General features: G+C 64.4%; 14 protein-coding genes. 9 read left to right on the forward strand and 5 right to left on the reverse strand.

Annotated features, from left to right (window positions below; all coding sequences use genetic code 11):
• Window positions 1-6 precede the first annotated feature (6 nt).
• From VGR99_RS21635 to VGR99_RS21650, 4 genes are all read left to right on the forward strand, one after another.
• Window positions 7-1311: a TRAP transporter large permease subunit gene (locus VGR99_RS21635; RefSeq protein ID WP_326901189.1), complete on the forward strand. Its 1305-nt coding sequence runs from the start codon at window positions 7-9 to the stop codon at window positions 1309-1311.
• A gap of 389 nt (window positions 1312-1700) precedes the next feature.
• The gene (locus VGR99_RS21640; RefSeq protein WP_326901190.1) at window positions 1701-3419 is read left to right on the forward strand and encodes a pyrroloquinoline quinone-dependent dehydrogenase; all 1719 of its coding nucleotides are present in this window, start codon (window positions 1701-1703) and stop codon (window positions 3417-3419) included.
• A 90-nt stretch (window positions 3420-3509) separates the two neighbouring features.
• Window positions 3510-3851, forward strand: coding sequence for a cytochrome c (locus tag VGR99_RS21645; protein ID WP_326901191.1), 342 nt, complete (start codon window positions 3510-3512; stop codon window positions 3849-3851).
• A gap of 37 nt (window positions 3852-3888) precedes the next feature.
• Window positions 3889-4656: a substrate-binding periplasmic protein gene (locus tag VGR99_RS21650; protein WP_326901192.1), complete on the forward strand. Its 768-nt coding sequence runs from the start codon at window positions 3889-3891 to the stop codon at window positions 4654-4656.
• Window positions 4657-4732: 76 nt separating this feature from the next.
• Here the strand turns inward: VGR99_RS21650 and VGR99_RS21655 are convergent, their stop codons facing one another.
• Window positions 4733-5377: a glutathione binding-like protein gene (locus VGR99_RS21655; protein ID WP_326901193.1), complete on the reverse strand. Its 645-nt coding sequence runs from the start codon at window positions 5375-5377 to the stop codon at window positions 4733-4735.
• Window positions 5378-5519: 142 nt separating this feature from the next.
• Between VGR99_RS21655 and VGR99_RS21660 the strand changes: the two genes are divergently transcribed.
• Complete coding sequence (locus tag VGR99_RS21660) at window positions 5520-6182, forward strand: TetR/AcrR family transcriptional regulator (protein WP_326901195.1); 663 nt, start codon at window positions 5520-5522, stop codon at window positions 6180-6182.
• A 2-nt stretch (window positions 6183-6184) separates the two neighbouring features.
• Here VGR99_RS21660 and VGR99_RS21665 read toward each other — a convergent pair whose 3' ends face one another.
• Window positions 6185-8152 (reverse strand): methyl-accepting chemotaxis protein, encoded by a 1968-nt coding sequence (locus VGR99_RS21665; protein WP_326901196.1) that lies wholly within the window; start codon window positions 8150-8152, stop codon window positions 6185-6187.
• 110 nt (window positions 8153-8262) lie between these two features.
• Window positions 8263-9228, reverse strand: a complete 966-nt coding sequence (locus tag VGR99_RS21670; protein ID WP_326901197.1) for a glyoxylate/hydroxypyruvate reductase A — start codon at window positions 9226-9228, stop codon at window positions 8263-8265.
• Window positions 9229-9371: 143 nt separating this feature from the next.
• Here VGR99_RS21670 and VGR99_RS21675 point away from each other — a divergent pair, with 143 nt between their 5' ends.
• The 4 genes from VGR99_RS21675 (at window position 9372) to VGR99_RS21690 (ending at window position 12212) form a co-directional block, all read left to right on the forward strand.
• A complete protein-coding gene (locus VGR99_RS21675) occupies window positions 9372-9740 on the forward strand; it encodes a YciI family protein (RefSeq protein ID WP_234680602.1) in 369 nt (122 codons plus the stop codon).
• Window positions 9737-11038, forward strand: a complete 1302-nt coding sequence (locus tag VGR99_RS21680) for an RNA polymerase sigma factor (protein ID WP_326901199.1) — start codon at window positions 9737-9739, stop codon at window positions 11036-11038. Before VGR99_RS21675 ends, VGR99_RS21680 begins: the two co-directional genes overlap by 4 nt.
• A gap of 189 nt (window positions 11039-11227) precedes the next feature.
• On the forward strand, window positions 11228-11764 hold the full coding sequence (locus tag VGR99_RS21685; protein ID WP_326901201.1) for an SRPBCC family protein: 537 nt from the start codon (window positions 11228-11230) through the stop codon (window positions 11762-11764).
• Window positions 11765-11798: 34 nt separating this feature from the next.
• Window positions 11799-12212, forward strand: coding sequence for a VOC family protein (locus VGR99_RS21690; protein ID WP_326901202.1), 414 nt, complete (start codon window positions 11799-11801; stop codon window positions 12210-12212).
• A gap of 87 nt (window positions 12213-12299) precedes the next feature.
• On the opposite strand, the gene VGR99_RS21695 is transcribed toward VGR99_RS21690, so the two are convergent.
• Both VGR99_RS21695 and VGR99_RS21700 read right to left on the reverse strand, forming a co-directional pair.
• Window positions 12300-12650 carry a hypothetical protein gene (locus tag VGR99_RS21695; RefSeq protein ID WP_326901203.1) on the reverse strand — a complete coding sequence of 117 codons (351 nt, stop codon included), beginning with the start codon at window positions 12648-12650 and terminating at the stop codon, window positions 12300-12302.
• Window positions 12651-13108: 458 nt separating this feature from the next.
• Window positions 13109-13450 carry a hypothetical protein gene (locus tag VGR99_RS21700; protein ID WP_326901205.1) on the reverse strand — a complete coding sequence of 114 codons (342 nt, stop codon included), beginning with the start codon at window positions 13448-13450 and terminating at the stop codon, window positions 13109-13111.
• Window positions 13451-13601 lie beyond the last annotated feature (151 nt).

Here is a 13601-nt window from a genome sequence, read left to right on the forward strand (position 1 = left end):
GATCGCATGACCATCGAAGTCGTTGCCCTTTTCGCGATCCTGTTTGCGCTGCTGGCCTGCGGCGTCTGGATCGGTCTCACACTTGCGCTCACCGCGACGCTGCTGCTCGCGATGTTCCGCTCGATCCCGCTCGACAAGCTGCTGCCGCAATACGCCTGGAACATCCTGACCACGCAGGAGCTGCTGGCGCTGCCGCTGTTCATCCTGATGGGCGAACTGTTGTTCCGCACCCGCCTGTCCCGCTCGTTGTTCCAGGGACTTGCGCCCTGGGCCGGCCTTCTGCCCGGCCGCCTGCTGCACGTGAACGTGATCGGCTGCACCATCTTCGCGGCGATCTCGGGCTCGTCGGCGGCGACCACGCAGGTGATCGGCCGCATGTCGCTGAACGAGCTGACGCGCCGCGGCTATTCCCGCGACATCGCGATCGGCTCGCTCGCCGGCGCGGGCACGCTCGGTTTCCTGATCCCGCCGTCCAACATCATGATCATCTATGGCGTGCTCGGCGACGTTTCCATTCTCAAGCTCTTTACCGCCGGCGTGCTGCCCGGCCTGCTGCTCGCCGCCACCTTCATGGGCTGGGTGATGCTGCACACGACGCTCAAGCCCGCGATGGTGCCGGAGACGGAGGCCAAGCTCTCGCAGGTGCCGTGGGGCGAGCGCTTCGCTGCGCTGAAGGATCTCGCGCCGGCGCTGTTCCTGATCGCCTGCGTGCTCGGCTCGATGTATGGCGGGCTCGCGACACCGTCGGAGGCCGCCGCGGTCGGCGTGCTTGGCGCCGGGCTGGTCGCCTGGGCGCAAGGCTCGATGTCGCAGCAGGTGATGCGCGACGTGCTGATCGGCTCGGTCGTGACCTGCTCGATGATCGCGCTGATCGTGCTCGGCGCGTCGATCCTCGGCAATGCCGCGGCCTTCCTCGGTATCCCTCAGGCGGTCGCGGCCTTCGTGAAAGGGCTCGGCTTGTCGCCCTTCATGCTGATCGTGGTGCTGATCATCTTCTATCTGATCCTCGGCTGCTTCCTCGACGGCTTCTCGATGATCGTGATGACGCTGCCGATCGTGCTGCCGATCGTGAAGGGGGCGGGCTTCGACGAGATCTGGTTTGGCATCTTCCTCGTGCTCGCCGTCGAGATGGCGCAGATCACCCCGCCGGTCGGCTTCAATTTGTTCGTGATCCAGGGCCTGACCGAGGACGGCCTCGGTTACATCGCGCGCGTCACGATGCCGTATCTGATCATCATGGTCGGCTTCGTGCTGCTGCTGACGCTCTGGCCCGGCATCGTCACGATCCTGCCGCGGGTGCTATACGGGTAGCGCCGCCCGGCTGCACAGCCGGGACGGCCATTTGCGGAGCTTACGCCGCGTGCTGGTGCGAATAACCCGCTTCAGCGCGAAGATTTGTCGATCGGGACGAAACGGTCAGCGCCACTGCCGTTTCAAGTCGTCCCCGTGCGTCAAGTTCACGCCGAGTGCCCATTCCGTCTTTGCACTCCCCGTGATCCGGCGTACTCTGTGAGGGCGAGCAGAAGTGCAATAGCAACCACTCCAGTAAACGTAACTCCTTTGGCGACATGCGCCGAAAGGGAGGGAGATCTGTTGGCAGCTCATCTCCGACGGAGAACAATCGACGCGTACTGAACTGCAAACATCCCTCGCGGCGGTGCTCATAAGACGCAATCACACAGAAGCGGGAGGAAGTGCATATGAGGAAGCAGTGGCTTAGCTCGGGTTTACCTGTCCTTGTCGGCGTGACACTTGCGGCGTCGGCGGCGTTGGCTCAATCGGTGGATACAGCCCGGATCGAGGCCGCCGGTCAGAACGATTGGCTCACCTATCACGGTTCATACAAGTCCCATCACTACAGCCCGCTTGCGCAGATCAATACGAACAACATCGGCAATCTGGGCGTAGCCTGGATGCATATTCCCGGACGATCGACGCGCGGCCTGCAGTCAATGCCGCTCGTGGCCGATGGCGTGCTCTACTATTCGGGTTCCTACAGCCGGGTCTTTGCGTTGAACGGCGCGACGGGCGAGGTCATCTGGTCGTTCTTTCCGGAACTCGATGAGGCGCTTATCAGCCGACAGACACACTCGCCCTATAACCGCGGCGTAGCCCTTGGCGAGGGCAAGGTCTTCGTCGGTACGATGGATGGTCGTCTCTTCGGGCTCGATGCGAAGTCGGGAAAGGTTCTCTGGGAAACCAGGCTGATCGACTCGCAGAAGCTCACGGTCGGCTTCACCGGGGCGCCGCTTTACGCGAAGGGGAGCGTGATCATAGGCTCGCAGGGCGGGGAATGGCCGGGTCGCGGCCCGATCTTCGCCGTCGATGCCACCACCGGCAAGAAGAAGTGGGAGTTCCTGACGGTGGCGGGTACCGACGAAGCCATGAAGACCTGGGGTAACGATTCCTGGCGCACTGGCGGTGGCGGCGGCTGGATGCCAGGCACCTACGACTCAGAGACCAACTCCATCCTGTGGGGCACCGCAAACCCGGCCCCGCTCTATGATTGGTCGGGCGCTGACTACAAGACGCAAGGTGCGCGCCCCGGCGACAACCTCTATACGAGTTCCGTTATCGCTCTCGATATCGATACCGGAAAGCTGAAATCCTACCATCAGGAACTGCCGCACGATGCCTGGGACTTCGACAGCGCCGTCGGTGAGTTCGTGATGCTCGAGCGCGACGGCCAGAAATACGTGGTTCATCCGAACAAGGGCGGCTTCGTCTTCGTCTATGACCGTAACCTTGGCGTGAAGAACGTCTGGCGGCTGGTTGAGAACATCAACTTCGTCAAGGATATCGATCCCAAGACAGGCGCGCTGATCGGCCGTCGCGATTTCCCCGTCGGGAAAGTCACTGAACAGCCGCTGTGTCCGTTCATCGGCGGCGGCATCAGCTGGAATGCCGGCTCGTACAACCCGAAGACCAATCTTTACTACAAGATCGGTCAGGAATGGTGCATGACGCTGGATATTCAGAAGACGACGCCGGTCACCGCGCCCCAGGTCCAGCTCAACATCGGCGCCGACTTCAAGATGGCGCCTCCTCCGAGCGGCGAGATCTACGGACATCTCGACGCGCGGGATCCGATCACAGGCGCGAAGAAATGGGAGGTTCGCTTTCCCGAGCCGCCGCTTGGGAGCGTTTTGTCGACCGGGGGTAATCTCGTGTTCGTGCCCGACTCCCGCGGCGTCCTTCACGCCTACGATGCCGAAACCGGGGCGGAGTTGTGGAAGCACAACAACGGCACCGGCCACCAGGGCGGTATCGTCAGCTACTCCGTCGGGGGCAAGCAATACATCGCCGTGGCGGCCGGCTTCGGCGGTATGCTGGCAGACGAATATGCACCGAACTTCGGTGGCGTCTACAAGAGCATGCCGCGGGACGACGGCGCGCTCATCGTCTTCAGCTTGAAATAGTCTTCCCTTGGACGATCTGCAGAGGAGCGGGCGCGAGCCCGCTTCTCAGTCGATCGCAGCGGCCGCGCGTCATTCAGGAATGGAGCTGACGTGTTGAAACTGCGTTTGAAATCGTATCCGGCGATGCTGGGTGCGTCGTTGCTATGCGTTGTGGTCGCTCGCGCACAATCTGCCGCGCCCGTGCCGGACAACGGGTCATTGGACGTCGAGCAGTTGTTCGCGGGGACCTGCGGCTTTTGCCACTCCGATGGCGGCCGGTCTGCCGGCAGGGGGCCACAATTGATGAATTCGCAACGAGACGACGACTTTCTGCACAACCGCATCAAGAGCGGCAAGCAAGGTGCGATGCCGGCGTTCGGCGAGAGCTTCAATGACGCGCAGATCGACCAGATCGTCAAATATATCCGCGCCTTGAAGCCGCGCGCGGATTGACCCGCCGGGACCCGATTCATCCAGATGAGGACGCGGAATGAAGTCAATTGTCCTGGCCATCGTCGGTGCCGCCATAGGGCTGTCGGAACCGGTGCATGCGCGAACCCTGGACGCGATCCGCGCGAGTGGCGTGCTCGGACTATGCGCGCACCCCAACTCGCTTCCTTTTGCGAGCAAGGCCGGCGATCCGCCCGGCTTTCAGGTCGAGCTCGGACGGCAGCTGGCACGAGAGCTCGGTGTCTCGCTGCGGCTCGACTGGATCATCACGCAGTACCAGATGCGCGCCGCCAATTGTGACGTTCTCCTGGATGTCATCGCCGACCGCGAAGCGCAAGGCGAAACCCGCTTGAGGATCTCGAAGCCGTACTATCGCACGGGCGTCGCGCTCGCGGTGCCTTCATCCAGCGCGCTCACATCTTTCAAGAGCCTCGGCGAGCATACCAAGGTGGGGGTCCAAGTCGGCTCCATCGCTGCCATGATCATCGGTCAACGGCGTGTGCCCACATCGACATTCGGCTTCGAGACCGACAGCCTCGACGCCGTATCAAACCACGAGATCGATGCGGCCGCGGTCACGCCTACCGCGGCGAGCTATTTCAATCTGACGCATCCTGACAAGGCACTCCGGATTCTGGATCGCGACGAGGGCGTCGCCGATCTCAACTGGAATGTCGCCGTCGGCATGGTTCGCCCGGACGATGCGTTGCGCGAGGCGATCGACGCGGCGCTGGATCGGCTGCGCGGTGACGGCACGATCGATCGGATATACGGTCGCTATGGGGTCGTATTGCAGGCGCCGAGATAGCTGAATTACCGAAAGAACGACGCCGTTCCGGTTTGGTGCCGGGACGACGTCGCTCTACGAAGATCCTGCTTCGGTGTCAGGCCGCGGCCTTCTTCCGCGCCTGCTCGGCCTTGTACAGCTCGAACTCCTCCGCGATCGCTTTCGCCACCGACGGCCGCTGGCGCAGGCGCTCGTAATAGGCCTTCACGTTCGGCCATTTGGCGAGCTCGATCGGCGGCGTTGCCATGGTCCAGTTGATGACCGTGACGAGATAGGCATCGGCCACGCTGAAATGGTCGAGCAGGAAGTCGCGGCCATCAAGGTAGTTGTCGAGATAGTCGAGCCGCGACAGGTTCTTCTCCAGCGCATAGGCTTTCGTCTCCTGCGGCGCCTTGCGGTCGAGCACGGGAATGAACAGGCCCTTGTGCAGCTCGGTGCCGATGAAGCAGAGCCATTGATGCAGCCGGGTGCGGTCGATGCCCTGCGCCGCGCCGAGGCCCGATTGCGGGAAGCGGTCGGCGACATATTGCAGGATCGCCGCGTTCTCGGTCAGCACCACGCCGTCGTCGGTGCGCAGCGTCGGCACGAGGCCGATCGGGTTCACGGTGCGGAAGTCGGTGCCGTCGTTCAGCACCTTCTTGGTCGGCGGATCGACTTCGAGATAATTCGCCTCGGCGCCGGCTTCGTACAGCGCAACGCGGGTCGCCATCGAGCAGGCGAGCGGCGAGAAATAAAGATCCATCTTGGGCCTCCTTGGGCAATTCCTCTGGTGACTCTTCACGTGTCTCTTGGAGACGTGACTCTTGGAGTGTCGCTCAACCTGGCCAGATTGATTTTTGTACCATCTTGCATAATATATCGACGGTCAAGGATTAAATTGCGAAATGGTACAAAAATCGAAGCCGCCAACTGCTGCCACTGAACCCGAGCGCCGCGGCGAACCAAAGCGCCGGGGACGGCCGCGCGCCTACGAGCCCGACGTCGCGCTCGGCAAGGCGCTCGACCTGTTCCGCCGCCAGGGTTTTGCATCGACGTCGCTCGACGATCTGAGCGAGGCGACCGGCATGAACCGGCCGAGCCTCTACGGCGCCTTCGGCGACAAGCGCGAGCTCTACATCAAGAGCTACCAGCGCTACCGCGAGGAGGCGCGCGCCTCGATGGTCGAGATCTTTCGCGAGGAGATGCCGGTGCGCCAGCGGCTCGAGCGCATCTTCGCCGCCGCGCTGAACATCTATCTCTCGGGCGAGACTGGCCCGCGCGGCTGCTTCACAGTGGTGACGGCGGCCTCCGAGGCGGTGAGCGATCCCGATATCCGCGCGATGGTGCTCGACGGCCTCAGCGAGCTCGACAAGGCTTTTGCCAATTGCTTCCGGCGGGCGAAGGAGAAGGGCGAGTTGCCGGAGAGTGCCGACCCGGTGGTGCTGGCCCAGCTCGCATCGTCAACGGTGCATTCGATCGCCATCCGCTCCCGCGCGCGCGTGTCGCGCAAGGATCTGGAAGCGATCGTGAAGGGCGCGATCGACGTGATGGTGGGCGTTAAAGGGTAGCGTTACGCCGCGCGAATATGCGCCAGGAACCGATCCACCTCGTCCCGCAGCCGCTGCGACTGCTTCGACAGTTCGATCGCCGAGCCCAGCACTTCCTCTGCGGCCGTGCCCGTCGCCGCGATGCCGTCGGTGACACCTGCGATGTTCTGCGAGACCTCGCCGGTGCGGGCGGCGGCCTGCTGAACGTTCTGCGCAATCTCCTGCGTCGCCGTGCCCTGCTGGCCGACGGCGGCGGCAATCGCAGCCGAGATCTCGTCAACCTGCTGGATCGTCGCGCAGATCGACTGGATGCCGTCCACCGCGCCGCTGGTCTCGCCCTGCACGGCCGTCACCTGCGCGCCGATTTCCTCTGTCGCCTTTGCGGTCTGGGTCGCCAGCTGCTTCACTTCCGAGGCGACCACGGCAAAGCCGCGGCCGGCTTCGCCCGCGCGTGCCGCCTCGATCGTCGCGTTCAGCGCCAGAAGATTGGTCTGCCCTGCGATGCCATTGATGAAGGAGACGACGTCGCCGATCTTTTGCGCGGCGTCGGCCAGGCTCTGCACCCGCGCGTTCGACGCCCGGCCGTCGTTCGCGGCCCTGCCGACCACTTCGGTCGCATGTGCAAGGCGGCGGCTGATCTCGGTCATCGACGAGGACAATTCCTCCGCGGCGGCCGCGACCGTCTGAACGTTCTCCGAGGCCAGCGCCGAAGCCGACGACACGGTGCGGGTCTGCTGCCGCGACTGCTCGACGATATCAGACATCGAGCGCGCGGTGTGCTCCATCTCGACTGCGGCCGAGGATACCGTGGTGACGACGTCGCGGATCGACGCTTCGAAATTGTCGGCCAGCGCGGCGAAGGCGCGGCGCTTCTCCGCCTCGGACTGCGCCTTGGCTTCGAGCTGATCGGCCTGCAGCTTGTTGAAATTCACCGCATTGTCGCGGAACACCGCGACCGCCTTCACCATCGCACCCACTTCGTCATTGGCTCGGCTTTCGGGAACGTCGACGTCGAGCCGTCCGTCCGCGAGCTCGCGCATCACGTTCGTGATCGACAGGATCGGCCGCGAGATGCTGCGGGCGATCAGGTAGCCGACGATGGCGGCGAGCACGAGGCCGAGTGCAGCGATCGCGATCGAAAGCCACCAGGCACGATCGGCGGAGGCCTCGTAATCGGCATTGTCCATCACCAGCTCGACGGCGCCGAGCGGCTTTCCGGAAAAATCCTTGATCGGCCCGAGCAGCGCGGCGACCGGTGTGTTGTCGAGCTTGGCCTGCCGCACCGTGAACTCGCCGCCGGTGGCGCGGCCGTAATCGGCCGCATCGAAGAAGCTCTTGCCCTTCAGCGTGCCGCCGAACAGCTTGAAGTTCGCGCCGTCGGCGAGATGGAAAGCGACGTCGACATGGCGGTTGGTCTTGAAGTCGTCGAGGAAGGACTGGCCGAACGTCAGGCCGAATTCGACCGAGCCGAGATGATTGGTCCCTTGCGCGATCGGCACCACGCCGCGGATGCCGAGCCCGGCGACGCCGCCTTCGAGGCCGACCACGACCTTGCGATCCTGGTTGGCCACCAGAACCGTCTTGCGGAAGCCGGAGAGGTCATCGCCGAATTTCGCTGGCTGGTGCACGCGCAGGAACGACGTCGCCGGCGCGACATGGAACTGGAACTGCTCGACGCCGTATTCGGACTTGGTCGCGGCAAACACCGGCCCGAACAGGCCGACCAGCGCGTTGCGGTCTTGCTTCGTCATCGCATCCTGCGTCGCCGGCATCGCCGCCACCACTGTGCTCATGGCGGCGGCGCGGCGGGATTCTTCGGCGATCCGCGACAGCAGCGCATCATAATGGCTGCGCAGCTCGCGCTGGTCGGCGCGGTCGATGATCCCTGCGATGATCCACATCGCGCCCAGCACGGCAATCAGCGCGGTCGCCGCCGCCGTCACCGCCAGCGCAACCGTGATCCGCATCCTGAGGCCGAGGCTCGTCCGCATGTCCGACTCGTTGTTTCAGCGTTGGTTAACAACGCCTATCAACTTCTCGCTAAGAGAGGGTGAACGAGCCGGGGCGCGGGGTGGTTGTGGGGGCGGGACGCCGAGGCGTCTCAGTACCCCCGCGTCCGATCCACCACGTTCTCCAGCGCACCGCCCGCCTCGAACCTTGCGATCTGCGCGGCGACATAGGCCGAGATCGCGTCCGCGTCGGTGTCGGCGGCGTTGTGCGGCGTCAGCACCACCTTCGGGTGGGTCCAGAACCGGCTGTCGGCCGGCTGCGGCTCCTGCACGAACACGTCGAGCGAGGCGGCGCCCAGCGTGCCGTCGTCGAGACAGGCCAGGATATCCGCTTCGTTCTGCAGGCCGCCACGGCCGGCATTGATCAGCACCGGCGCGCCGAGAGGGCTGGTGCGATTGAGCTTTGCGAAGACGTCACGGTTGAGGATGCCGTGGGTATCAGGCGTCAGCGGCAGCAGCGAGACCAGGATATCGGTCTTGCGCAGGAACGCATCCATTCCGGCTGTGCCGCTAAAGCACTCGACGCCCTCGATGGTGCGCGGGCTGCGGCTCCAGCCGGCGACACGGAAGCCGAGCCGCCGCAGCACGTCGGCAGCATCAGCGCCCAGCGTGCCGAGGCCCATCACGCCGACGGTGACCGCGCTCGCCGGCCACTGATACAGCGGCGCCCAGCGCTTGGCGCGCTGCGAGTCGCGCAAGTAGAGCTCCTGGCGGTGGTGCATCAGCACGTGCAGCACGACATATTCGGTCATGCGGTTGGTCAGGTCAGGCACCGCGACGCGGACCAGCGGCACGTTGGGCAGGCTCTTGTCCGCCATCAGCGCGTCGACGCCGGCACCGAGATTGAAGATCGCCCGCAGATTGGGGAAGGAGCCGAGATCGCCCGGCACCGGCTTCCACACCGCCGCATAATGCACCTCGGCCGGATCGAGCCCTGCATCCGGCAGCAGCACCACGCGGCGGCCGCCGCAGACCGCGTCGAACCGGGCCTTCCAGCGCTCCGGCAGCCAGTTCTGCTGCGTGCTGTTGATCAGGACGGCCAGTGTGCCTTTGGTCATTCGAAGTCCTCTTACAGTTCCGCGTTTGGTGGCCCTCCTTGACACGATCTGCCGGATTTTTCTCGCAAATTTTTTCCGCAGCCCTGTCGGGGCGGGGCATAGTGGATCGTCTTCAAAACAAGCGTTCAGGGAAGAGGCTGCCCATGCTTTATGCGATCCTTTGCTATCACGACGAGGACTTCGTCGGCTCCTGGAGCAAGGACCAGGACGAAGCCGTGATGAAGAAGCTCGCCGTGGTGCAGGACAAGCTGACACAGCAGGGACGGCTCGGCCCGGTGGCGCGGCTGCTGCCGACCACAGCGGCGGCGACGCTGCGCAAGGAAGACCCGCCGCTGGTGCTTGATGGTCCCTATGCCGAGACCAAGGAGCAGCTGCTCGGCTTCTACATCGTCGACTGCAAGAACCTCGACGAGGCGCTCGACGTCGCACGCGACCTCGGCTCGGCCAATCCCGGCGGCGCCTATGAGGTGCGGCCCGTCGGCGTGTTCCGGCCCGGAGGAATTTCGGCGTGAGCGACACCGACACCGCCTGGATCGAGACCGCGCTGACCTCGGCGCGACCTCAGGCGGTGGGCGCGCTGCTGCGCTATTTCCGCGATCTAGATACCGCCGAGGAAGCCTTTCAGAATGCCTGCCTGCGCGCGCTGAAGACCTGGCCGCAGAACGGGCCGCCGCGCGATCCCGCGGCCTGGTTGATCATGGTCGGCCGCAACGTTGCCATCGACGAGGTGCGCCGCGCCCGCAGGCAGCAGCCGCTGCCCGAGGACGACCAGGCGATCTCCGATCTCGACGACGCCGAAGGTGCGCTCGCCGAGCGGCTCGACGGCTCGCATTATCGCGACGACATTTTGCGGCTGATGTTCATCTGCTGCCATCCGCAACTGCCGGCGACGCAGCAGCTCGCGCTGGCACTGCGCATCGTCTCCGGCCTGACCGTGAAGCAGATCGCGCGCGCCTTCCTGGTGTCGGAAGCCGCGATGGAGCAGCGCATCACGCGCGCGAAGGCCAAGGTCGCGGAGGCGGGCACGCCGTTCGAGGCGCCCGGCGCGATCGAGCGCTCGGAACGGCTCGCCGGCGTCGCCGCGATGATCTACCTGATCTTCAACGAGGGCTATTCGGCGAGCGGCGACACCGCCGAGATCAGGAAGCCGCTCTGCGAGGAGGCGATCCGGCTGGCGCGGCTGCTGCTGCGGCTGTTCCAGAGCGAGCCGGAGATCATGGGACTGACGGCGCTGATCCTGCTGCAGCACGCGCGTAGCGCCGCGCGCTTCGCCGCGGACGGCTCGCTGATTCTGCTGGACGATCAGGACCGCACGCTGTGGAACGGCACCATGATCGCGGAGGGCCTCGCTTTGATCGACAAGGCGATGCGCCACCGCCGCAGCGGCCCCTACCAGATCCAGGCCGCGATCGCGGCGCTGCATGCCCGCGCGTCGACGCCGGAAGAGACCGACTGGACCCAGATCGATTTGCTCTATGGCGCGCTCGAGGTGGTGCAGCCCTCGCCGGTGGTGACGCTCAACCGTGCGGTCGCCGTCTCCAAGGTGCGCGGGCCGCAGGCCGCGCTCGACCTGATCGAGCCGCTGGCGCCGAAGCTTGCCAATTATTTCAACTTCTACGGCGTGCGCGGCGCCTTCCTGATGCAGCTCGGCCGCAATGACGAGGCCCGTATCGCCTTCGACCGCGCCATCGCGCTCGCCAACACCTCGGCCGAAGCCGCCCACATCCGCATGCACCTCGATCGCCTGATCCGGGACAGCCAGCCGAAGGGGGCCAATGGCGGGGCCCGGCAGGGCGCGAAGGCCAAGTGACGGCGCAGCCGTCATTCCGGGGCGCCCGGAGGGCGAACCCGGAATCTCGAGATTCCCCGGTGCGCAATTGCGCACCTGAGGTCTGGTCCTTCGGACCATCCCGGAATGACGATCAAAAAAATCTCATCTCCGCTTTGTCGGCCGCGCCGTTCCCCGTTCGTCCTAGTCCCGTATCCAGGGGAGCCATTCATGCTGAAAGCCATTGCCATCATCGCCATCGTGCTCGCCGTCGGCATTGCCGGCATCCTCGTCTTTGCCCTGACGAAGCCCGACAGCTTCCGGGTCGAGCGCTCGCTCGCGGTGAAGGCGCCGGCGGCTGCGATCTATCCGCTCGTCTCCGATTTCCGTTTCTGGACCGGCTGGTCGCCCTATGAGAACCGCGATCCCGCCATGAAGCGCACCTATGGCGGCGCCACGGCCGGGAAGGGCGCGACCTATGCCTGGGACGGCAATAATAATGTCGGTGCCGGCAACATGGAGATCCTCGAGGCGAGCACGCCGTCAAAGCTCCGCATCAAGCTCGATTTCGAGCGGCCGTTCGAGGGTCACAACACCGCCGAGTTCACCTTTGCGCCGCAAGGCGATGCCACGCTGGTCACATGGGCGATGTACGGTCCGGCTCCGTTCATGTCCAAGGTCATGCAGGTGTTCGTCAACATGGACACCATGATCGGCAAGGACTTCGAGGCCGGCCTCGCCAGCCTGAAGAAGCTCACCGAGAAGTAACGCCCTCAAGGAAGCGAAGAAGAGGAGAGAAACGATGCTCAATGCCTATTTGTTCTATCAGGACACCTGCGAAGCGGCGTTCAACTTCTACGCCAAGGTTCTGGGCGGCAAGATCGACGCCATGATGCGGTCATCGGACGCGCCGCCGGACATGCCCGCCGCGCCCGGCCGCGAGAAGATGATCATGCATGCGCGGATGTCGCTGCCCGACGGCAGCGTGCTGATGGCCTCCGACGTGCCGCCCGAGCATTTCAGCAAGCCGCAGGGCTTCTCGATCTCGTTCACCGTCACCGATCCCGCCGACGGCGAGCGCAAGTTCGACGCGCTGGCCGACGGCGGCTCCGTCACCATGCCCTTCAGCAAGACGTTCTGGGCCAAGGGCTTCGGCATGTGCGTCGACAAGTTCGGCATTCCCTGGATGGTGAACTGCCCGGCCGAAGGAATGTGACAGGCGCGGACCGCCTGATTCACCAACGGGCCGCCCCACTCTTTATTGCCATGGGGAGGGGCGCGCACCGGCGAGCCGGGTGCTCGCTCAGCGGATCGATCCGGTCACGTCCTCGCCTTGTGGGGACGATTGAACGCAGCGCGGGCAGATCATGAGCTTGGAGCCGAGCTGCCTGTCATTCTCCGCTTCGATCTCGTCCTGGACTGCCCACCACGCATCTGAATACGGGCGCAGGGTGCCGAGCACTCTTTCCCGCTCCTGATTGGGGTTGTCCTGCGCGGGCGCGGGATTCGCTGCGCGCCGCTTTGTGACAGGAGGCCGGTTCGGATCGCGCCCGAGGCCGTCCCATGCGATCGGCCGACGCTCCTGCGCCGGCGCGACTGTGCAGCTCGTGAGCGCTGCGCAAAAAGTGAGCAAGACCAAGCCGTGTCGTACCATGCCGGACCTTCTTTGCGGACGGCGACACGCAAGACTCCGCGCAGGAAGCTCTGCATTGCCCCGATCAAATGGAACCTAAGAGAAATGATGCGGCCGGCATGGCCGAATATGCAGCGACTCGATTCGCATCACTTTGCGAGATCAGTGCGGCCGCTTCGTGAAATGATGCGGATCGCATCGCACAACAACTGGCGCAATAATAGGCTGTGCACTCTGCGACAGAATCGCTAATAATTTCTTCATAAATTCTACAAAGTGGGTGGGCGTAACTTGGAAGGGAGCGACCGATGGCGGCGGCGCTGCAAATTAATTTCGCACTATGGGGTATGCTTATCTGCGCGAGCCTTGAATTGGCGCAGACGATCCAGAGGCTCTATTAGGCTTGGCGAAACCAGCCTTGGCGAAATCAGGCTTGGCGAAGCGCGTGACTGGCGCAATCGTGCCGCTGCGCTCGCCTGCTAGCCGATGAGCAATGCGATGAGCGTGAAGCTGACGCTCGCGATCACGACCATCGACAGGATGTAGTTGCGCGGCCGCGCCGTGCGCACGGGCGGCCGTCGCGGTCTCGGCGGCTGGCTCGCCTCCCAGGCGGGCTCGCGAGGCGCGAGCGGGGCCCCAGCGCCCGAGCCGGCATATTTCACATAGAGCTCGAGCAACCGCAGCTCGGACGGCAGGTCCATCAGGCCCTCGCGGTCGCGCCGCGACAGCAGCTCGAATTCGACGGTCTCTTCGGAGCTCAGCAGACCAAGGACGATCCGTCCCTGCTCCGACAGGCGGTAGTGAAAATCGAGAGGCTGCACAGCCTGCGACCCGTTTGAAAATGAGTAATCTTGAAAAAACGCAACCATTCCTAGTCCGCGACCACTGCTGGGATTGTGACGGCCCCGCGGCCATCTTGAGCCGGGAGCGGCCTCAATCTGGACAGCCCCATCATAGACGGTCGGGGAAAGC

It is taken from the genome of Bradyrhizobium sp., from assembly GCF_035935975.1.
GTDB lineage: Bacteria > Pseudomonadota > Alphaproteobacteria > Rhizobiales > Xanthobacteraceae > Bradyrhizobium.